Genomic DNA, 19,469 nt, shown 5'->3' with positions numbered 1-19,469 from the left:
GTGCGGCCGCTACTGCCTGCGAAGGCTGTCATCGCCCCAGGGTTTTGTAGCCAAATCTTCGGTCCCTACCAGGTACCCGGAGCGGCTGCCAATAGCTAACTTGGGGGTGCTGCCGTGCAGCAGCAGGTGCACCACGGCCGGTAAAAAGATGCGCGGCTGAACGGCGCGCAGGCCATACCAGCTTTTTGACCACTTTTGCCGACGACCAGCCGCGTAGCTGATTTTCTGTCGGGTTTTGCCATCGGCGTAGTATTCGGTGCGGGTGCCGGTAAGGGGCTTGTCGTTTTGGTAAAACAGCCGGTTTTGCTCCCGCCCATCGGGACCGTAGGTCACAAAATCGCCGTGGAGCCGGCCGGCTTTGTAATGACACACGTCGAGCGAGCCATCGAAGCGGTGGTTCACCCACCGGCCCACGCGCAGGCCGTGGACGTAAGTGCCTTCCTGCTCTTTGCCCCAGGCGGCGTAGCGCACGGCAGCGCCGTGGCGCTGGCCTTTCCGGTAGTGCAGCACCGCCGCCGGGTAGCTTTGGGTGCCCCATTCCACGTATTCCTCGCACTGGCCGTGGCGCTGGCCGTCGCAGTAGTGGTAGGCCGTTGCCAACTGGCCGCTATCGGGGTGGTACTCGCGGTAGTAGCCGTGTTTTATTTCGGTGTGCGTGCCAGCCAGCAGAAAACACTGGTATTCCTCAAGTAGCTGAGGGCCCTTGCCGGGACAATGCGTGTAGGTACGACGCACGTTAAGCTCGGGCATGCCCATCGTATTAATACTGACAGTTAAAAGCCCACGCTTCACCCCAGCCAGGCCGGCCAGCAAATAGTGACCCAAACGAACAGCTGTGCGGGCAACACCAATGGTCTTCATCAATCAAGTCGGGAGATAAGAAAATAAAGGTCAGCAGGGAAAAAAGACGGTGCAAAGGCCAAAAATTTCTTTTCCTTTGACGGCAACTCCATCTTCTACCTTCGTGCCCCGACTTTCCCCTCCCCTGCAAGCCGCCCTTCGCGAGGCCGTAGCAGCCCGCTTTGGGCAGCCCTTGCTCTACCCCAGCCACTGCGATGCCCTGGAGGTAGAGCTACAGAAAACGTCTGCTGGTGGCGGGCAGCGCCTGAGTCCAAGTACCCTGCGCCGCTTTTTTGGGTTGGTCGACACCGAAGCCGGCTTCCACCTGCACACCCTCGACACGCTGGCCCGCTACGCCGGCCACGCCGATTTTGCCGCTTTTGGCCAAGCCGTATCAGGCTTGGCTACTGCCAGCACCGCCGCGACGGGCACCCTGAACGACATTCCCGAGCTGCTGGGAATGGAGCGCCTCACCTACCCCGAACGCCTGCTGCTGGGCTATTTCCTGGGCCGTGTCACGCGGCCCATCGCCCCCAACGGCCCGGCTGTGCCGCTGGCCCTGCGCCTGGCGGCCCACCCCGCCGGCCAGGAATACTTTGTGGAATCGTTCGTGGACCTGACCCACCTCAACGGAGCGTACGGCGAGGTGGTGACGGAATACTTGCGCCACAAGCACACGCCCGATGCCCAGCTGTTTGGCCACTGCGTGTTGTTTTTGGGTGAGTTTCTGGCGGAGAACGAGCCCGCCTGGCGCCAGCGGCTCGCTCTCCTGCTCGCGCTGCCGGTTCCGGCCGAAGTACACGCGTTTCCCCGCGGCCGGCGCGGCTTTGCCGAAATAGTGGCGCAGTGGTACGATGCGCCAGAACTGCCCCTGCCAGCCGACGTATTAGGCCGCCTGCGGCGCGAAGCGCAGGCCACCGAGGCCCCGGCGTCGACGATGCCGGCTTTCTACAACTTTTTTTCGGCGGGCTACCACTTCCACGTGGCCGAAGCCCTGTTTCTGACCAGCCAGTTTGGCTTGCTGCTGGAGTGGCTGGAGTTTACGCAGGCGCAATGCCCCGAGCTGGCTACGCTGGAGCATAACGTGTACAACGAATTGCTGCGGGCTTTTTATGCAGTGGCCCAGCTACGCACCCACCGCAGTCGGGCCTCGGTTCCCAGCGTTCGGGGCTTGTTCCAATTTGAAACCCACAGCTGGCTGCTCGACTATTATCAGGTGCATATCTGGCTGGTTGAGCTCCACTTCGCCGCCGGCACCGATGCGACCGAAGAAACCCGGTTGCGCAGCCACATCAAGGGTTTTGCCGTGTTGTATGGCATGCCGTTTTTTGAGCGGGTAGCCCGGTCTGTCGGTGTGCTCTAAGACGTCCTTTACCGCCCGAAAATCAGCGGACCCGTGCCCGCCTTCGGAATCTTATGCGTCTTCAGGAAGGCCTTTAGCGCAGCCGGGTCGTGGCCGAAGGCCAGCACTTCGGCTTCCAGCTGCTTGATTTTGTAGTCCAGGCCGGACTTCTGGTGCTGGTAGTCCAGTTCCATCGCAACGGGCGTGGGGGTGAAGTAATAGGGCTTGCCGGTGAAGGCCGACCAGTCCTGCTGCTCGGCCAGCAGCGCCTCGTCCAGCTCGCGGGTTTGCTCCTTCAGCAGCTTATTGTAGTACTTGAGCTGGCTTTCGGCCAGGTTTTCGAGGTGGCTCTGGTCGATGCGCTGTAGCTCCAGCTGCAGGCGTAGCAGGGTGAGCAGCTCGTTGGCCTGGTAGGCGGTGGTCACCTGCTTGAGCAGCTCGGTTTTGCGCAGCTTTTCGGCTTCGTCGGGTTCCAGGTCGGGGTGCAGGTGCTTCACCAAATCCATGTAGAGCGTGCGCACGGCTTTGGTGATGTTTTTCTCCTCGGCCTGCTTCTGCTCCTCGGCGGCCTGCTGCTTGGGGCTCTTTTTGCGCCGGGTGCGGCGCTCGGCGGCCTGGGCTTCCTGCTGCTCGTATTCGGCTTCCCGCTCGGCCATTTTCTCGTCTACGTAGGCCATAAACTTTGCCTGCGTGCTCACGTCCACGTCGGGGTCGAACTCGATGCCATACTGTATGGTGAACAGCTGCTTCATCATCTCCGAAGTGGCTTTATCCGCCTCGGCCTCTTCCTCCTCCGAAAGCGGTGGCGCGTGCTTGTCGATGATGGGCTGCAGGTTTTCGTGGCCGCGCTCCAGCAGGTCGATGCACTGGCCGATGAGGTCGGTAATCTTGTTCTTTTCGCCTTTGGTGAGCTTGTAGGTTTCAAACGCCTGGTCGAGTTGGCGCACCAGGGCGGCGCGGGCGTCGTTGTGGCGGGCTTGCAGCGGGCGGTACTCGTTTTGCACGCGCTGGCGCATGGCCGTGGCGGCTTCGCGGAAGTCTATCACCTCTTTTTCCAGCCGGGCAATGCGCTTGGTAAGCCGATTGAACTCCTTCTGGGCCTTGGAAAGCGAATCGGTGCCCACGCCGGGCGACTTAATGTGCACGAGCTGCGGCTTGGGCGCAGTAGTTTTCTTGGCCATTGGGGTTACAAAATCAGGTAGGCGGCAAAAGTAGCAACTGGAGCTATTGCCTAACAAGTAGCGCAGCGAGGCGTAAGCGACGTTGGTTTTGCCAGCGCCGTGGTGAGTAGACGGGAGGTAAAGGATGCTTATAAAGTATGATTGGAATGATACTAGCGCCTTTTTTTTCACTCCTTAAGCCCGACCACATTTTCCCTAACAAACTTCATCAATCGGGTGCCATACTTATCCGATAAATAAGTAAATACACGACTATTGTAGGCAACCATGCACACGTCATCAGCAGGCGAACAGCCGTATTCGTAATAACGAACCTGAAATTTCTTCTCGAATTAAAAGTCGGAGGGCATCATTGCGGTTGGCGCAATACTGCCAAACAAGCACAGGAAAGGCATTCCATCGGCAATATCCTTATCAGCTAATTGGTCTGCTTCTTCACACCTGCCATTAGTCAGCGTTGCAAAAATCAGTTTAGACGGGCCCGCGTTATCAATTTCCGCATCCGCAAGTTGAACAACCTGTCCGAATGAACTGGTAGCATTGAGTCCAAGTACAGCTGTTATCACAAGATGCTGAAGCTTCATATTGACTTTGATTTCAACCTAATCACACCTGAATAACCCCCACGTTATACGCCTTCTCAATCGGCGCGTGGTTGGCCGCGGCGATGCCTTCGGAGATGACTTTGCGGGTTTCCAGTGGGTCAATCACGGCATCGACCCAGAGGCGGGCGGCGGCGTAGTAGGGCGATAGTTGCTCCTCGTAGCGGGCCTTGATGCGGTCGAGCAACTCCTTTTCGGCTTCGGGGGTGATGACTTCGCCTTTGGATTTGAGGGAGGCCACCTGGATTTGCAGGAGGGTGTTGGCCGCGGCGGCGCCGCTCATTACGGCCAGCTGGGCCGTGGGCCAGGCCACGATTAGGCGCGGGTCGTAGGCTTTGCCGCACATGGCGTAGTTGCCAGCCCCGTAGCTGTTGCCCACGATGACCGTGAACTTGGGCACCACCGAGTTGCTCATGGCATTCACCATCTTGGCGCCGTCCTTGATGATGCCGCCCTGCTCGGAAGCCGAACCCACCATGAAGCCCGACACGTCGTGCAGAAACACCAGCGGAATGCGCTTCTGGTTGCAGTTCATGATGAAGCGCGCCGCCTTGTCGGCCGAGTCGGAGTAGATGACGCCGCCCATCTGCATGCCGGTTTTCTTGCTCTTCACAATCTTGCGCTGGTTGGCCACGATGCCCACGGCCCAGCCGTCGATGCGGGCCAGGCCGCAGAGCAGCGTCTGGCCGTAATCAGGCTTGTAGGCCTCAAATTCGGAGTTATCCACCAAGCGGTTAATGATGTCCATCATGTCATAGGGCTTCACGCGGTCCGAAGGCAGCAGGCCGTAGATTTCCTGCTCCGCCAGCGCGGGCTTGGCCGGCTCGGTGCGGCTGAAACCGGCCGTGGGGTGCGCGCCCAGCTTGTCGAAAATGGCGCGGATGTGGTCGAGGCACTCGGCGTCGGAATCGAACTTGTTGTCCGTCACGCCCGAGATTTCGCAGTGCATGCTCGCGCCGCCCAGCGCCTCGTTGTCAATGCTTTCGCCGATGGCCGACTTCACCAGGTAGGAACCGGCCAGAAACACCGAGCCCGTGCCGTCCACAATCATGGCCTCGTCGCTCATGATGGGCAGGTACGCGCCACCGGCCACGCAGGGGCCCATGATGGCCGAAATCTGCACGATGCCCATGCTGCTCATCACCGCGTTGTTGCGGAAAATGCGGCCAAAATGCTCCTTGTCGGGGAAAATCTCGTCCTGCATGGGCAGGTACACGCCCGCCGAGTCCACGAGGTAGATGATGGGCAGCTTGTTTTCGATGCTGATTTCCTGGGCCCGCAGGTTCTTTTTGGCGGTGATGGGAAACCACGCGCCGGCTTTCACGGTGGCGTCGTTGGCCACCACCACGCACTGCCGCCCGGCCACGTAGCCGATAACCACCACCACGCCGCCGCCGGGGCAGCCGCCTTCTTCCTTATACATGCCATCGCCAGCAAAGGCTCCGATTTCGACCTGCGCCGCGCCCGCATCCAGCAGGTAGTCAATCCGTTCGCGGGCAGTGAGCTTGCCCTTGGCCTTATGGGCCGCGATGCGCTTTTCGCCGCCGCCGAGGGCTACTTTCTGAAATTTCTGGCTGAGGTTGAAGCTAAGCTGCTTGAGTTGGTCTTCGTTGCGGTTGAACTCGACGTTCATAAGAAAGGCAGTGGTGGGATTTTGGGAGATGGAGCACAAAAAAATCCGCCCGGAGGCGGATTTCAAAGGTACAGCCTCGGCGGGTTCAATCGTTGGCGCTACTGGTTTGGACTTTACTGGCCAAGCGGTGAACGAGCCAAGGCCCGGTTTTACTTCACGGTGGTCTTCACTTCTTTATCTATAACGGTGCCGTTGGGCTTGGTGGTGGTGGTTTCCACTTCGGTTTTCTTTTTGCTGCCGCCACCAAACACCGAGAAGTGCACGTAGCGCTTGGGATTGGTTTTGAAATCGGTGATGAGGGCGTTGGAGCTGGCCGCGGTCGCGTTCAGGTTGTTATACAGCAGGGTGTCGTTTATAAGCTTGCCCATGGAGCCTTTCTGGTCGTTGAGGGCCCGGTTGAGGCTGGCCACGGTGGTCTGGGCCTCGGCCATGGTGGCATCCAGGCGGCGCACCGCCGAGCCCACCGGCGCCTGCTTCAGCGAATCCGACAGCTGCGAGAAGTTCACGGCGATGCGGTCGAGCTTGCCCGTGGTCTGGTTCAGGGCGGAGGTCATCTGGGCCAGGTTGCGGGTAATCTGGTTGATGTTGGCCTGGTTGTCGATGATGAGCTTCTGCAGGGCCTCGGTGCTGGCGCGGGCACCGAGCAGCGTGCTCTGAATGTTGGTTTCGGCGTCTTTGTTGATGATGCTGTTCACGTGGCGCAGCGTGGAATCCAGGCTGCTGAGCACGGGCAGGGCGCGGGCCTGTAGGGCCGTGGCCATGCCTGCAATGCCTGCCGAGGACTCGGTCTTCAACTCTTCGCCGCCGGAGTATACCTTATTGTTGCGGCCCAAGCTCAGGGTAATGGTTTTGGAGCCCAGCAGCGAACCGCCCAGGCTGGCCACGGTAGAGTCGCCGAGGACGATGTCTTTTCCCAGCTCCAGCGACGCCCGTACGGCATTGCCTTTCTCGGGCATCAGCTCCATTTTCTTCACCTGCCCCACTTTAATGCCGTTCAGAATAACGGCTGCGCCCACGTTTAGGCCGTCTACGTCGGGGTAGGTGGCGTAAAACGTACGGTCAGATGAAAGAATATTGCTGCCCCGCAGGAAGTTGTAGCCGAAAATGAGTGCGGCAATGGCTACGAGGGCAAGTAGCCCCACTTTTATTTCTTTTGACACGAGTGGCGAGGGTGAATGGGTGGATGGGCGCGGCAATAGCACCGGTTCATAAACAGGGTACGTGAGAACTGCTTCCAGAGATTGAATCCGGCCTTGGCAGTGCCTCCAGCGCCCTTAATCAGGAGCCGCCTTCCAGTTCGCGTTTGTACTCGCGGAAGGCGCGGTAAATTCCCGCTGCCATATACGACTGATTAGCTTTGTCGTTGAGGTACCGCTCTTCGGCGGGGTTGGTAAGGAAGCCCGACTCGATGAGCACGGCTGGCATGGTGGACTTCCAAAGCACCAGAAACCCGGCTTGTTTCACGCCCCGGCTGGGCCGTTTCACGGTGGTGCGCAGCTGCCGGTCTACCTGCTGAGCAAAGCGCAGGCTGTTGGTGATGTAGGCCGACTGAAACAGCGAGAACAGGATGTGGCTTTGGGGAGAGCTTGGGTCGAAGCCGTTGTAGCGCTTCTGGTAGTCCTTTTCCTGCAAAATAACCGAGTTTTCGCGCTGGGCCACGCCCAGGTTGGCCGTGGACTTGTGCAAGCCCATGGTCCACACTTCGGCGCCGTGGCTCTGGCTGGGGCCGGCGTTGCAGTGAATGGAGATGAAGAGGTCGGCCTTGTTGCGGTTGGCAATGGCGGCGCGCTCGTCCAGCTCAATAAACACGTTGGTTTTGCGGGTGTAAATAACCTTTACCTCCGGCATGTTTTCCTGAATCTGTTGGCCCAGGGCCAGCACCAGCTTCAGGGCCACGTCGGCCTCGCGGGCCGAGACACCGGCGCAGCCCCGGTCTTTGCCGCCGTGGCCGGCATCGAGCACCACGGTGCGCAGCCGGTAACGGTAGGGCAAGCCGGTAGCCATAAGCGCGGAATCGGGAGCGGCACTCGTAGAATCGGCCGGGGTTTGGGCTTCCGCTTTCCACTCTCCGCTGCCCGCGCCCAGCAAAAGCAGGGCAGCACTGGCCAGGTTGACAATAATCCGCACGGCGTTCGTTGAAGGGGTGGTAGCGACCTGCTACCTTTGTAGAAGCCCCAAAAGTAAACGATTTAAACGCTACCATACTTTGCCTGTTCGGTTTGGCCCTTGTTTTAACGCCGGTTTTTGGCCTGGGCAGCGCCGCCCGGCCCCGGCCGGGGCCCGCCTGGGCTTGCCGGGAATGGCGTTTTTGCTCCTGCTGGCCCTCGCCGGTTCGGCCGGAGCCCAAACGGTAGCACCGGGCCAGCCCAAACCCAAGCCAAAGCCCAAAAAGGCAGTAAAAGTGCAGGAGCGCAAAGCCCGTACGAAAGCCATTCTGGCCACGCCTGCCACCCCGTCGCCCAACGCGCAGGTGACTCCGCCCAAGAAGGCGGCCCCCGCCCGCCCCCAGCCCGGCCAGCGCCCCGGCAGCGCACCCACCCCGCCGGTGCGCTACATCTCGCCCGACCCGCGCGACCCCGTGGGGCCGCCGCCGCCCGGCGTGCGCAACACCGGCAAGCCCCTGGTACCCGGCACGTCCAACAAGGCCGTGCCCGATACCCTCACGCCTGGCGGCACCGCCCGGCGGCCCGGCCTCACTCCCACCACCGACACCACCACTCCGGTAAACGGCGTGGTTCGTAGCGGCGACTCGCTGCAGATTGCGGCCCGGCGCCGTGGCCAGATTGAAACCACCATTAAGTACACGGCCAAGGACTCCATCCAGTTCGACGTGACCCGGAAAGTGGCGCGGCTCTACAACAAGGCCAGCGTGGACTACGGCGACACCGACCTAACGGCGGCCGTCATCACCGTGGACTATGGCAAAAATACCATGACCGCCGACGGCCGGCGCGACACCCTGACCAACCGCCTGGAAGACCGGCCTGTGCTCAAGGACAAAGCCGGCCTGTACACGGCCACCAACATTGCCTACAACTTTAAAACCAAAAAGGCCCGCGTGAGCGATGCCGTGACCACCCAAGGCGAAGGCTACGTGAGTGCGTCCGTCATCAAGCGGCTGCCCGATGGCACCATCAACGGCCTGGTGGGGCGCTACACCACCTGCAACCTGGAACACCCGCACTTCTACATCCAGGCCAGGAACATGAAGGTGATTCCGGGCGACAAGGTGGTGACAGGCCCCTTTAACCTGGTGGTTGGCGACGTGCCCACGCCGCTGGGCTTCCTGTTTGGCTTCTTCCCCACGCCCAGCAAGAGCCGGGGCTCGGGCGTCATCATCCCCACCTTTGGGCAGGCCGCCGACCGCGGTTATTTCCTGACCAATGGCGGCTACTACTTTGCGCCCAACGACTACATCGGCGTGCGGCTTACGGGGGATATCTACGCTGGCAACGCTCAGACCTTCGGCGGCTGGGGCGGTACCGCCGACGTGTCTTACCTCAAGCGCTACACGTTTCAGGGCAATTTCAACCTGCGCTACTCCACCCGGCCCGGCACCCAGATTCTGGCCACCGATGCCCTCACCACCAGCCCGGTCTACATTCAGCCGCCGTCGGCCAACACCTACTGGATTACCTGGAACCATACGCCCGTGCCCAAGCCGGGCGGCGGCCGCTTCTCGGCCAGCGTGAACGCGGGCTCCAGCACCTTCAACAAGGTGAATAGCCTCGATGCGCGCCGCTACCTGGCCACGCAGTTTAACTCCAGCATTAGCTACTCCAAGCAGATTCGCAATTCGCCCGTGAACTACGACCTGCGCCTGAGCCAGAGCCAGGGCGCCGACGGCACCATGACCTTCACGCTGCCCGACGTGAGCCTGGGCGTGGCCCGGCAGTTCCCCTATCAGTGGTTCGGCATCGAGCCGGGGGCCTCCAAGCTGGGCAAGGTGTACGAGCAGTTCACGGTGAGCTACAACCTGACGGGCCGCAACGAAGTGACCAACGTGCAGGCCCCGCGTGCACTGGCCAACGGCCTGCCCCTGCTGGGCGGCACCACCGTGCCCACCCGCATTCCGCTCGATGTGAAGAACCTGGGCCAGCTGCTGCTCGGCGGCCGCAACGGCCTGCAGCACACCTTCGGCATCGGCCTGGGCTCCTACCCCATTGCCCAGCACTTCCAGTTCACGCCCTCCGTGAGCTACGGCGAAGTGTGGTATGGCCAGCGGCTCGACTACCGCTTCAGCCCCACGGCCCAGGCCGTGCGCATCGACACCACCTACGGCTTCAACCGCATCAACAACTACTCGGCGCAGGCCAGCCTGAACACCACCTTTTACGGCACCATTGTGCGCAAGGGCACTCGCAAAATTCAGGCGCTGCGGCACAAGGCCACGCCCAGCCTTTCCTACAGCTTTGCACCCAACCTGGCGGACCGGCGCAGCGTGTTTCCGCAGCCGGACCTGTTCGGCCTCACCAACCAGTTTGGGGTGCAGGTGCCCACCCGGGACCGCGCCGGGCGCAGCCTCTACCCGTTCGAGAGCTACAGCAACTTCCTGTACGGCGCGCCGGGGGGCAACCGGCAGAGCGTGGTTTCCTTCACCTTTCAGAACGCGGTGGAAATGAAGGTGCGCAACGACAAGGACACCACCGGCACCGATACGTTCCGCAAATCCAGCCTTATTGATGGCCTGGATTTCACCACCAGCTACAACTTCGCCGACACCGCCTTTCAGCTGCAGCCCATCAACGTCAACTTCCGCACCCAGGTGGCCCGGAAGCTGAATTTGAACAGCACGGCCAGCTTTGAGCCTTACCAGCGCGACAGCGAGGGCCGGGCCATCAACAAGTTCCTCTTTGAGTCCGACCCGCGCAAGCTGCTGCGCCTGGCTTCGGCCAGCTTCGGGGCCACCTACGCCTTCAACCCCGCCAACGGCGAGCGCAAAAGCGCCATTCCCCGCACGGTAGCGCCCACCAACGACCCCACCCTGGGCACGGTGGGCCAGCCCAACTACTACGCCGACTACGTGAATTTTGACATTCCCTGGGAGTTGAACATGACCTACGCGGCCGGCTACACCACCGCCCCCATTCCGCTGCGCAAAGGCCAGACCCGCCCGCCCATTCTGGCCCTGAACACCGTGCGCGTCGACGGCTCGGTGAAGCTGACCGAAAACCTGCGCTTCACCTACAACCTGGGCTACGACATCACCCAAAACGCCATTACCTACCCCACCCTGGCCTTTTTCCGAGACCTGCACTGCTGGCAGATTGTGGGCAGCTGGATACCCTTTGGCCAGCTGAAGGGCTACAACTTCACCATCGCGGCCAAGAGCAGCCTGCTGCAGGACCTCAAGCTCAACCGCAACCGCCAGGTTCAGTTCCAGTAGAGTGGCCGGGGCAACATTGAGCCGGGTTTCCGTTCGCACGGAGCAGGCTTTATTTGGGCGGGCCCGGCACGCTGTTGGGCTGGTAGAGCCCTACGTAGCGCGTCCGTGTTCGGACCTTCGGGCTGTACTCCTGCCCCTCTTCCAACGGTTATGTCTGCCAGCCCCCTGCGTGTCTTAGTAGCCATTGATGACGTTCAGCGTGCTGCGGCCCTGGTGGGGCACCTGCGCGCCGCTGGCCTCGACGAAATCATCGTGGCCGAAGCCCGCGGCGATGCGGCCCTGAAAGCTGCCCGCTTGCTTCACCCCGACCTGGTAGTGGTGGGTGGCCCCTTGCGCGGGCCCCTCGACGGTGCTGGCCTGGCCACGTCCCTGCAAGTGCCCCTTGGCATTTCCATACCAGTCCTCACCGTCACCGACCCTGCGGAACTGCCGGGCCTGCTGGTTGTGCAAGCCCAGCTGCTAGCCGCCGCCCTGCCGGTAGCAGCCGCCACCGCCGGGGCCTAACCAGGCGCCGTCTGGGAGTATCCGTTGTTCACTTTACATAGCCCCTGTGCTTGGCCAGGGGCTTTCTTATGGCCTTGCGGTGCGGGCTAACGAAATTGTTGCCAGCTTTGCCCTGCCAAACGGCGCATTGCCTCGTATTCCTGCCCTCCCTCGCCCATTATGTCCCAGCACAAGGAAGTTAAGCTCGTTACCACCCACCAAATGCTCGCCATGAAAGAGCGGGGGGAAAAAATCTCCATGCTCACGGCCTACGACTTCTCAATGGCCCAGATTCTGGATGGTGCCGGCATCGACGTGCTGCTCGTCGGCGACTCGGCTTCCAACGTCATGGCCGGCCACGAAACCACCCTACCCATCACCCTCGACCAGATGATATACCACGCCCAAAGCGTGGTGCGCGCCGTGAAGCGCGCCTTCGTGGTGGTGGACATGCCCTTTGGCTCGTACCAGGGCAACTCGTCGGTGGCCCTGCAATCGGCCATTCGCATCATGAAGGAAAGCGGTGGCCACGGCGTGAAGCTTGAAGGCGGCGCCGAAGTAAAGGACAGCATCATTCGCATTCTCACGGCCGGTATTCCAGTAATGGGCCACCTGGGCCTCACCCCCCAAAGCATTTACAAGTTCGGCACCTACAGCGTGCGCGCCAAAGAAGAAGCCGAAGCCCAGAAGCTACTCGAAGATGCCCGCCTGCTCCAGGAAATCGGCTGCTTTGGCCTGGTGCTGGAAAAAATTCCCGCTACCCTGGCCAAGCAAGTGGCCGAGGAGCTCACCATTCCCGTCATCGGCATCGGCGCCGGCCCCGACGTGGACGGGCAGGTGCTGGTGGTGCACGACCTGCTGGGCATCACCAAGGAATTCAAGCCCCGCTTCCTGCGCCGCTACGCCGAGTTGCACGACATCATGACCGAAGCCGTGCAGCATTACGTGGCCGACGTAAAAAGCCGCGAGTTTCCGAGCAAGGAAGAGGGATATTAAAGGCTTATTTGAACTGAAAAATCAGACCGTCATGCTGAGCTTGCCGAAGCATCTCTACCGCGCAACTATTCCATTTTGCATAGGATTTGGCACTGCGATAGAGATGATTCGGCAAGCTCAGCATGACGTGCTTTTGTGCTTATTCACTCAATTGAAGCGCTTGACATTCTTTCATTCCTACTCCCGCGCCTCTTCGTATCTTCGTGCTACTTAAAAGCAAGAGCGGAGCGCCCGGTGAGTGTGGTCTGACGACGTGCGGTAGCCCCTTGGTGGGCCCTGGTCCCCCTCCTGCTACATTTCCTATCCCGCCCGCAACCGCCGCGTGAATCGTCCCAACATCTGGTCCGAAGGCAGAGAAATTCTGTTTGAAGACAACCACCTTCTCGTCATCAACAAGCCCGCTGGCCTGCTCGTGCAGGGCGACGCCACCGGCGACGAGCCCCTCTCCAAAAAAGCCGCCGAGTACCTGCGCTTCAAGTACAAGAAGCCCGGCGAGGCCTTCGTGGGCGTGTGCCACCGCATCGACCGGCCCGTGAGCGGCATTGTGGTGCTGGCCAAAACCAGCAAAGCCCTGAGCCGCCTCAACGAGATGTTCCGCGACTCGCTGATGACCAAAACCTATTGGGCCCTCACCGGCAAGCCCCCCATTCCCGAAAATGGCACCCTGGTGCATTGGCTGGTGAAGGACACGGTGCGCAACGTGACCAAAGCCTATTCCGAGAAGCATTCGCAGGGCCTGCGGTCCGAGCTGCACTACGAGCTGCTGGGCCCGGCCGGCAACCGCTACCTGCTGCAGGTGAACCCCGTGACGGGCCGCCCGCACCAGATTCGCACCCAGCTGGCCACCGGCCTGGGCACCCCCATCATCGGCGACGTGAAGTACGGCTTCATTGCGCCCTTGCCCGACGTGAGCATTGCCCTGCACGCCCGCCAGTTGCAGCTGCAGCACCCCGTCACCAAAGAAGCCATGACTTTTGTGGCCCCCCTGCCCGACGCGCCGCACTGGGACGCCGCACGGGAGTTCTACAAGTAGCGCAGCGCGCGCCGGGACACGAAGCATTACTGCGTGCTACGTGCAACATTTTGGCCTTCCCAGCCCCGCATACCTGCCAGGGACACTCTGGCCGTAATTTTGCGTTACCTATTCTGAACCTTCCCCCGGGCTTTGTGCTTGTGCGGGCAGTTCTGTTCGCTATTCATTCCTATGGCTATTCTCATTTTCTTTGTTGCGCACTACTATTTGTCCCTGTTCACGCAGACATTCTACCTGCACCGCTACGCGGCGCACAAGATGTTTACGATGAATAAATTCTGGGAGAAGTTCTTTTTTGCCTTCACCTACGTGTGCCAGGGCAGCAGCTTCCTCTCGCCGCGGGCCTACGCGCTGCTGCACCGCATGCACCACGCCTACTCCGATACTGAACTGGACCCACACTCCCCGCACTTCTCAAACAACGCGTTTGATATGATGTGGAAGACGAAGGTGATATACAACGACGTGGTGAAGGACGTGCACGAAGGTGCTAAGCGCTTCGACGGCGACATTCCGGAGTGGAAGTGGCTCGACAAGTTTGGCGGCACCGTGTACTCGCGTCTGGGCTGGGGCACGGTCTACGTGCTGTTCTACATTAACTTTGCCACGGCGTGGTGGCAATACCTATTGCTGCCCATCCACTTCCTGATGGGCCCCATCCACGGCGCCATTGTGAACTGGGGCGGCCACAAGTACGGCTACCAGAATTTCGACAACCGTGACAAATCGAAAAACACGCTGGCCCTGGACTTTCTGGCCTTTGGCGAGTTGTTTCAGAACAACCACCACAAGCTGCCCATGCGCGTGAACTTCGGCGTGAAGTGGTGGGAGTTTGACCCCACCTACGTGGCCATCTGGAGCCTCGACAAGGTCGGCGTCATTAAAATCAAGCGCAAAAACATGAACCTGAACGCCATATCCAAGCTGGCCAAGCCAAAGCCCAAGCGCGAAGCCATGGCAGCGTAGTTTTCAACGTCTGTCATTTAGAGCGGAGCGAATGACGACAACGACGAAAAGCGCTAACCTCCTGGTTAGCGCTTTTTTTATGCTCGCTCCTAGCTAATGCCCTGAACAAACGCTACCTTTGCACTCCCAATTTCGGGAAAATATCACCAGACGCACGAGCTGCGTCGCACCAAACCCATCGGTTTATGGCAGTTAAAATCCGCCTCGCCCGTCGTGGCCGCAAGAAGGCCGCAACTTACGACATCGTAGTAGCTGACGCCCGCGCTCCCCGCGACGGCCGTTTCATTGAGAAGCTCGGCACCTACAACCCCCAAACCAACCCCGCCACCATCAACTACGACGCCGACCGCGCGTTCTACTGGATGATGACCGGTGCGCAGCCCACCGACACCGTTCGGGCCATGCTCAGCTACCGCGGCGTGCTCTACCGTCGTCACCTGCAGCTGGGTGTTGACAAAGGCGCCATCACGCAAGATGTAGCCGACGAGCGTTTCAGCGCTTGGAAAGAAGAGAAAGACGCTAAAATCGAAGGCAAGCGTACCGGCTTGGTTGACGCCAAAGCAACTGCCAAGCAGGCTGCTTTCGACGCCGAGACTAAGGTTAAGGAAGCCCGCTCGGAGTCGCAGCGCCAGAAAGCTGCTGCGCTGCTGGCTGCCAACACGCCCGCTCCCGCTGCCGAAGAAGCTGCTACCGAGGCTCCGGCCGAAGAAGCTGCTACCGAAGCTGCCGAGTAGTTTTTAGGTTTCTAAACCGAAAGGGTTTGGGGGTTGTGAGCCGGACCGGCACGCAACCCCCAAACTTTTTTTCGTTACCCCCTTCCCTGCTTATGACTCTCGACGAAACCTATCAGCTCGGCTACATCATCAAGACCCATGGCCTGCGCGGCCACGTGGTGGCTCATTTCGATGTTGACGACTCCAAAGCCTACCTCAAGCTGAAAACGGTGCACCTTGCCCTGGCCGGTGCCCCCACCAAGCTGGTGGAGCACCAGGTAGAAAAAATACAGCCCCAGCCCGGCTCCAGGATTTTGCTGAAGCTGCGCGGCATTGAGCGCATCGAAGAAGCCGAGCCCCTGCGCGGTGCGCAGCTGCACCTGCCCCTGGCGCAGCTCCCCGAGCTGGCCGAAGACCAGTTCTACTTCCACGACGTCATCGGCTTTACCGTGGTTGACGAAAACATGGGTCCGCTGGGCACCGTGGAGAACTTCTACGAGCTGCCCCAGCAGGACATGCTGGCCATGCGCTACCAGGGCCAGGAAGTGCTGATTCCGGTGGTAGACGAGCTGGTGACCCACGCCGACCACGGCAAAAAGGAGATATACGTGAAGCTGCCCGACGGCTTGCTGGACGTGTACCTCAAGCCCAGCACCCGCCAGCAGGACGAAGCAGACGAATCTGAAGAGGCCTAGACCAGCGTTTAGCTATCAGCCGTCAGCTTTTAGCTTGTGAGTATTGCGGTGAGCTAACCGCTATTGGCTAATAGCTAAAAACATGCGTATCGACATTCTCACTTGCCTGCCGGAGTTGCTGGTCAGCCCCTTTGCTCATTCCATTGTGAAGCGGGCCCAAGACAAGCGCTTGGTTGAAATCCATGTGCACCAGCTTCGCGACAAGGCCATCAACAAGCACGGGCAAATTGACGACGCTGTGTTTGGCGGCGGGGCCGGCATGGTGCTGCGCGTGGAGCCCATTGCGGCCTGGATGGATGCGTTGCAGGCCGAACGGCCCTACGACGCCATCATCTACCTCACGCCCGATGGCCAGACCCTGCGCCAGCCACTGGCCAACCGGCTGTCGCTGTTCCAGAACATCATCATGCTCTGCGGTCATTACAAGGGCATTGATGAGCGGATTCGCCAAACCTACATTACCCACGAAATCAGCGTGGGCGACTACGTGCTGAGCGGTGGCGAGCTGGGCGCGGCCATCCTGGTAGATGCCGTGGTGCGGCTGCTGCCGGGCGTGCTGGGCAACGAGGAGTCGGCGCTGTCGGATTCTTTTCAGGACGATTTGCTGGCGCCGCCCGTGTACACCCGCCCGGCGGAGTGGCGCGGGCAAGCCGTGCCGGGCATTCTGTTATCGGGCAACACGCCCAAAATTGAGGAGTGGCGGCACGAACAGGCCCTGGCTCGCACCCAAACCCGCCGCCCCGATTTGCTGTCGTAGCACGTGCTTTCGCCTGTGCAGCGTTGAATTATCAGCAAATCAAGGAACAAGCTGACGCATGTTCTACAAACCGCTTGCTATCCTCACCCGAAAGCATTATCTTTGCGGTCCGTTTTGTAAAATACTATTTCCCGACGGCAGCGCCGTCTTTTGCAATTTCCCAGCCATGAGCGTACTACTTGACTTTATCCAGGCCGAATCGCAGGAGCGCCGCGCCAGCTTCCCCCTGTTCGCTGCGGGCGACACCGTGAATGTTCACGTGAAAATCCGCGAGGGCAACAAGGAGCGCATCCAGCAGTTCCAGGGCGTGGTACTGCAGCGCCGCAACCCAAGCTCCAACGGTGAAACTTTCACCGTTCGCAAGATTTCCAACCAAATCGGCACCGAGCGTATTTTCCCCCTGCTGTCGCCTAACATCGATAAAATCGAGGTTATCCGTCGCGGTAAAGTACGTCGTGCCCGTCTGTTCTACCTGCGTGGCCTGTCCGGCAAAGCTTCCCGTATCAAGGAGCGTCGCCTCAACCCAGTTGCTAAGGCCAAGGCTTAAGCACTGCCGCAGCTATTCGGCTGCTATCAACATCAAAAAAGCCGCCCCACACGTGGGGCCGGCTTTTTTAGGTTCGTGCGGGGCAGCAAGCATGCTGCTGCCCCGCTACAATTGGCTTAGCTATGCGAGGAGAAGTCCTGGGGCAGGCTGCCGTCTACTTCTACCGAACCGCCTTGCAGCTGCTGCGCCACGGCGCTGAGCACCTCGCCCAGCTTGGTTACGCGGGGGGCGGTGTTGCCTTCGGCGAAGTTGGCCGCCTGGCTGGTGTTGGTGCCCAGACGGGCTAAGAGGGGGGCAATAACGTTTACGTCGAGTGTGCCGCTGCCAAAGTGAGCCTTTAGCGCTTGCATGTCGACAACCAACTGGTGGAAAGCGGGGTTATTGGCATCTTTCAGGTCCTCTATCCAACGCTGGAACTGGTTGTCGAGCCCAGCGCGCTCGGCTTCTTCGTTGAGGTCGCCGGAGAGGAACTTAATGGCGCTGTCAAGGTGCACTTGGTGCTGAACTTCTTTCTTTTCCATGGGTGGGGTGTGGTAAGCAGCCGCTACTGTAGCGGACTATGTTGCCAACGTATTTCGCCCCCGTGGGGTTGGCCCCTACCCCCAAACAAAAAGCCCTGCCGGTGAGGGGCAGGGCTTTAGTTAGCAGCTCAAATAGCGCCGAATGGCTACTCAATCTTGGTCATGCGGTCTTTTACGGCCTCCAGGGCGATGCGCATGCTCACAATGTCGCCGCGGGCAGCCTCCTGCTCTTTCAGGTTGGCGTCGATGAGGTTGTTGTACTGCTGCAGCTCGGCGGCGTTGGCGGCCAGCAGCTGCTGAATTTCAATTTTACGCACCTTATTTTTTTCAACGTCCTTCTTGATGGCGCTTGATTTCTCAATCACGGCGTTATGATTATTTTGCGAGGCCACCAAGGCACGCTCGGCTTCGGCAATCTGCGATACCAAGTCTTCGCGGTACATCGTGCGGGCGAAATCCTTCAAATACTTCTCGGCCGACTTCCACTGTACCGGGGTTGCTTCTTTGCCCAGGTAAGCGTTGCCCAGGTCAATGCTCCACCACACGGTGGTACCGGTAGGAGTACCATCTACCTTGCTGATAACGCGAATGGGAGTGGGTGCAATTTCTTCGATGATGATGCCGTCCAGGTTCAGCACGCCCTTGTTGTTCTTAAGCTTGTTGCCGAACTTGTCACTGAGTTGTTTCAGCCAAGCTGCTTCGATGCGCTTGTTGTCGAGCTGTATGCTCACGCGCTGGCCTTTGCGGGGAATGTTGTTGATGGACATATCAACCTCATCCACAGGGGACTTCTGGGCATAACTGCCGAGCGTAGCCAGGCATATAAAGAGCAGAGTAAGTAGGCTATTCTTCATGAGATAATAACTGATGAGAGCTTTAAAAATGGCAATGGGGAAAGAGTATTTGCAAAAATATCGTTGTCTGGCATTTCAAATTTAGTGTCTTTCTTCGATGCAAATTCTGTGTACCCAAACTTTTTTATAAATATGGCCGATTTTATTACTTAAATTATATTTCTGCTTTTTTAAATTCTAATCAATACAAAGACAACTGGTGTCGCTAGGTAGTTTGCTTGGCTGGGGTGCAACAATGCGGACAGGACAGCAGTTGTAGGCTCCTATGCAAGTCACTGTTTGCCGTACCGAGCACTTCAACGCCGCCCACCGCCTGCACAATCCCGCCTGGGATGCCGAGCAGAACCAACGCGTATTTGGCAAGTGTAATAACCCCAACTACCACGGCCACAACTATAATTTGACCGTGCGCCTCACCGGTACCGTCGACCCCGAAACCGGCTACGTATACGACATGAAGCGGCTGAGCGACCTGATAAAGGTGGAAGTGCTGAACCGTTACGACCACCACAACCTGAACCTGGACACGGAAGATTTCCGTAATTTGAACCCCACGGCCGAAAACATGGCCGTGGTAATCTGGCAGCGGCTACGCCCTCATCTGGCCGAAACCCTTGCCCTTTCGGTCACGCTCTATGAGACGGACCGCAACTTTGTAGAATACCATGGATAACCCTTCCGGCCCAGACCCGGCACCCGACGCGCACCTTCCCGCCGAACTGCGCACCCCTCTCCGCGACAACGCTTTCGCGGAATCTGACGAAGCTAAGATTACCGCTATCAGTGGCCATTTTGAGGCCATCATGCGCGAGCTGGGCCTCGACCTGACCGACGACAGCCTGGCCGGCACGCCGCGCCGTGTGGCCAAGATGTACGTGCAGGAATGGTTCAAGGGCCTCGACCCGAAAAACCGGCCGGAA

General features: G+C 59.7%; 20 protein-coding genes and 1 pseudogene. 12 read left to right on the top strand and 9 right to left on the bottom strand.

Annotated elements, in window-relative coordinates; genetic code table 11:
- Positions 1-9: 9 nt before the first annotated feature.
- On the bottom strand, positions 10-750 hold the full coding sequence (locus BEN48_RS09450; protein WP_125932565.1) for a toxin-antitoxin system YwqK family antitoxin: 741 nt from the start codon (positions 748-750) through the stop codon (positions 10-12).
- Positions 751-964: 214 nt separating this feature from the next.
- On the opposite strand from BEN48_RS09450, the gene BEN48_RS09445 reads away from it, so the two are divergent.
- On the top strand, positions 965-2,203 hold the full coding sequence (locus BEN48_RS09445) for a hypothetical protein (protein ID WP_125932564.1): 1,239 nt from the start codon (positions 965-967) through the stop codon (positions 2,201-2,203).
- Positions 2,204-2,211: 8 nt separating this feature from the next.
- Here BEN48_RS09445 and BEN48_RS09440 read toward each other — a convergent pair whose 3' ends face one another.
- The 6 genes and pseudogenes from BEN48_RS09440 to BEN48_RS09420 all read right to left on the bottom strand — a co-directional run bounded on the left by BEN48_RS09440 (position 2,212) and on the right by BEN48_RS09420 (position 7,602).
- The gene (locus BEN48_RS09440) at positions 2,212-3,363 is read right to left on the bottom strand and encodes a hypothetical protein (protein ID WP_083320924.1); all 1,152 of its coding nucleotides are present in this window, start codon (positions 3,361-3,363) and stop codon (positions 2,212-2,214) included.
- Positions 3,364-3,530: 167 nt separating this feature from the next.
- Positions 3,531-3,683 (bottom strand): annotated as a pseudogene (locus BEN48_RS20260) (FEKKY domain-containing protein); the annotation flags it as partial.
- A 12-nt stretch (positions 3,684-3,695) separates the two neighbouring features.
- Positions 3,696-3,947 carry a hypothetical protein gene (locus tag BEN48_RS09435; RefSeq protein ID WP_070734363.1) on the bottom strand — a complete coding sequence of 84 codons (252 nt, stop codon included), beginning with the start codon at positions 3,945-3,947 and terminating at the stop codon, positions 3,696-3,698.
- A gap of 22 nt (positions 3,948-3,969) precedes the next feature.
- The gene (locus BEN48_RS09430; protein WP_070734361.1) at positions 3,970-5,598 is read right to left on the bottom strand and encodes an acyl-CoA carboxylase subunit beta; all 1,629 of its coding nucleotides are present in this window, start codon (positions 5,596-5,598) and stop codon (positions 3,970-3,972) included.
- Between the two features lie 149 nt (positions 5,599-5,747).
- On the bottom strand, positions 5,748-6,758 hold the full coding sequence (locus tag BEN48_RS09425; protein WP_070734359.1) for an MlaD family protein: 1,011 nt from the start codon (positions 6,756-6,758) through the stop codon (positions 5,748-5,750).
- Positions 6,759-6,876: 118 nt separating this feature from the next.
- Complete coding sequence (locus BEN48_RS09420; protein ID WP_070734389.1) at positions 6,877-7,602, bottom strand: N-acetylmuramoyl-L-alanine amidase family protein; 726 nt, start codon at positions 7,600-7,602, stop codon at positions 6,877-6,879.
- Positions 7,603-7,897: 295 nt separating this feature from the next.
- On the opposite strand from BEN48_RS09420, the gene BEN48_RS09415 reads away from it, so the two are divergent.
- From BEN48_RS09415 to rplS, 9 genes are all read left to right on the top strand, one after another.
- Entirely contained in the window at positions 7,898-10,984 is a 3,087-nt protein-coding gene (locus BEN48_RS09415) for a putative LPS assembly protein LptD (protein ID WP_125932562.1), read from the top strand.
- Positions 10,985-11,134: 150 nt separating this feature from the next.
- Entirely contained in the window at positions 11,135-11,488 is a 354-nt protein-coding gene (locus tag BEN48_RS09410; RefSeq protein WP_070734355.1) for an ANTAR domain-containing protein, read from the top strand.
- A gap of 159 nt (positions 11,489-11,647) precedes the next feature.
- Positions 11,648-12,463, top strand: coding sequence for a 3-methyl-2-oxobutanoate hydroxymethyltransferase (gene panB / locus BEN48_RS09405; RefSeq protein ID WP_070727893.1), 816 nt, complete (start codon positions 11,648-11,650; stop codon positions 12,461-12,463).
- Positions 12,464-12,785: 322 nt separating this feature from the next.
- A complete protein-coding gene (locus BEN48_RS09400; RefSeq protein ID WP_070734353.1) occupies positions 12,786-13,496 on the top strand; it encodes an RluA family pseudouridine synthase in 711 nt (236 codons plus the stop codon).
- Between the two features lie 171 nt (positions 13,497-13,667).
- On the top strand, positions 13,668-14,462 hold the full coding sequence (locus BEN48_RS09395; protein WP_070734351.1) for an acyl-CoA desaturase: 795 nt from the start codon (positions 13,668-13,670) through the stop codon (positions 14,460-14,462).
- 185 nt (positions 14,463-14,647) lie between these two features.
- The gene (locus BEN48_RS09390; RefSeq protein WP_070727884.1) at positions 14,648-15,196 is read left to right on the top strand and encodes a 30S ribosomal protein S16; all 549 of its coding nucleotides are present in this window, start codon (positions 14,648-14,650) and stop codon (positions 15,194-15,196) included.
- Positions 15,197-15,288: 92 nt separating this feature from the next.
- Positions 15,289-15,870: a ribosome maturation factor RimM gene (rimM, locus tag BEN48_RS09385; protein WP_070734349.1), complete on the top strand. Its 582-nt coding sequence runs from the start codon at positions 15,289-15,291 to the stop codon at positions 15,868-15,870.
- 82 nt (positions 15,871-15,952) lie between these two features.
- Complete coding sequence (gene trmD, locus BEN48_RS09380) at positions 15,953-16,627, top strand: tRNA (guanosine(37)-N1)-methyltransferase TrmD (RefSeq protein ID WP_070734347.1); 675 nt, start codon at positions 15,953-15,955, stop codon at positions 16,625-16,627.
- Positions 16,628-16,793: 166 nt separating this feature from the next.
- Positions 16,794-17,174 (top strand): 50S ribosomal protein L19, encoded by a 381-nt coding sequence (gene rplS / locus BEN48_RS09375; protein ID WP_070727876.1) that lies wholly within the window; start codon positions 16,794-16,796, stop codon positions 17,172-17,174.
- A 116-nt stretch (positions 17,175-17,290) separates the two neighbouring features.
- Here the strand turns inward: rplS and BEN48_RS09370 are convergent, their stop codons facing one another.
- Positions 17,291-17,695: a hypothetical protein gene (locus BEN48_RS09370; protein WP_070734345.1), complete on the bottom strand. Its 405-nt coding sequence runs from the start codon at positions 17,693-17,695 to the stop codon at positions 17,291-17,293.
- A gap of 146 nt (positions 17,696-17,841) precedes the next feature.
- Positions 17,842-18,549 carry a hypothetical protein gene (locus tag BEN48_RS09365; protein ID WP_125932561.1) on the bottom strand — a complete coding sequence of 236 codons (708 nt, stop codon included), beginning with the start codon at positions 18,547-18,549 and terminating at the stop codon, positions 17,842-17,844.
- A 265-nt stretch (positions 18,550-18,814) separates the two neighbouring features.
- On the opposite strand from BEN48_RS09365, the gene BEN48_RS09360 reads away from it, so the two are divergent.
- Both BEN48_RS09360 and BEN48_RS09355 read left to right on the top strand, forming a co-directional pair.
- Entirely contained in the window at positions 18,815-19,222 is a 408-nt protein-coding gene (locus BEN48_RS09360) for a 6-pyruvoyl trahydropterin synthase family protein (protein ID WP_070734342.1), read from the top strand.
- On the top strand, positions 19,215-19,469 hold a 255-nt coding region (locus BEN48_RS09355), incomplete at its 3' end, for a GTP cyclohydrolase I (protein WP_193408669.1). The genes BEN48_RS09360 and BEN48_RS09355, both read left to right, overlap by 8 nt.

The sequence above is a fragment of the Hymenobacter glacialis genome, assembly GCF_001816165.1.
In the GTDB taxonomy this organism is placed as follows: domain Bacteria; phylum Bacteroidota; class Bacteroidia; order Cytophagales; family Hymenobacteraceae; genus Hymenobacter; species Hymenobacter glacialis.
Note: the sequence above shows the minus strand (reverse complement) of the source record. Positions and strands in the feature narration are given on the sequence as shown.

Excerpts from the sequence above, each read along its gene's own strand:
- BEN48_RS09450 (WP_125932565.1), bottom strand. The coding sequence starts at position 750 with ATGCCCGAGCTTAACGTGCGTCGTACCTACACGCATTGTCCCGGCAAG.
- BEN48_RS09420 (WP_070734389.1), bottom strand. The coding sequence starts at position 7,602 with ATGGCTACCGGCTTGCCCTACCGTTACCGGCTGCGCACCGTGGTGCTC.
- BEN48_RS09390 (WP_070727884.1), top strand. The coding sequence starts at position 14,648 with ATGGCAGTTAAAATCCGCCTCGCCCGTCGTGGCCGCAAGAAGGCCGCA.
- BEN48_RS09410 (WP_070734355.1), top strand. The coding sequence starts at position 11,135 with ATGTCTGCCAGCCCCCTGCGTGTCTTAGTAGCCATTGATGACGTTCAG.
- BEN48_RS09430 (WP_070734361.1), bottom strand. The coding sequence starts at position 5,598 with ATGAACGTCGAGTTCAACCGCAACGAAGACCAACTCAAGCAGCTTAGC.
- trmD (WP_070734347.1), top strand. The coding sequence starts at position 15,953 with ATGCGTATCGACATTCTCACTTGCCTGCCGGAGTTGCTGGTCAGCCCC.
- rimM (WP_070734349.1), top strand. The coding sequence starts at position 15,289 with ATGACTCTCGACGAAACCTATCAGCTCGGCTACATCATCAAGACCCAT.
- BEN48_RS09395 (WP_070734351.1), top strand. The coding sequence starts at position 13,668 with ATGGCTATTCTCATTTTCTTTGTTGCGCACTACTATTTGTCCCTGTTC.
- panB (WP_070727893.1), top strand. The coding sequence starts at position 11,648 with ATGTCCCAGCACAAGGAAGTTAAGCTCGTTACCACCCACCAAATGCTC.
- rplS (WP_070727876.1), top strand. The coding sequence starts at position 16,794 with ATGAGCGTACTACTTGACTTTATCCAGGCCGAATCGCAGGAGCGCCGC.
- BEN48_RS09435 (WP_070734363.1), bottom strand. The coding sequence starts at position 3,947 with ATGAAGCTTCAGCATCTTGTGATAACAGCTGTACTTGGACTCAATGCT.
- BEN48_RS09365 (WP_125932561.1), bottom strand. The coding sequence starts at position 18,549 with ATGAAGAATAGCCTACTTACTCTGCTCTTTATATGCCTGGCTACGCTC.
- BEN48_RS09360 (WP_070734342.1), top strand. The coding sequence starts at position 18,815 with ATGCAAGTCACTGTTTGCCGTACCGAGCACTTCAACGCCGCCCACCGC.
- BEN48_RS09415 (WP_125932562.1), top strand. The coding sequence starts at position 7,898 with ATGGCGTTTTTGCTCCTGCTGGCCCTCGCCGGTTCGGCCGGAGCCCAA.
- BEN48_RS09440 (WP_083320924.1), bottom strand. The coding sequence starts at position 3,363 with ATGGCCAAGAAAACTACTGCGCCCAAGCCGCAGCTCGTGCACATTAAG.
- BEN48_RS09370 (WP_070734345.1), bottom strand. The coding sequence starts at position 17,695 with ATGGAAAAGAAAGAAGTTCAGCACCAAGTGCACCTTGACAGCGCCATT.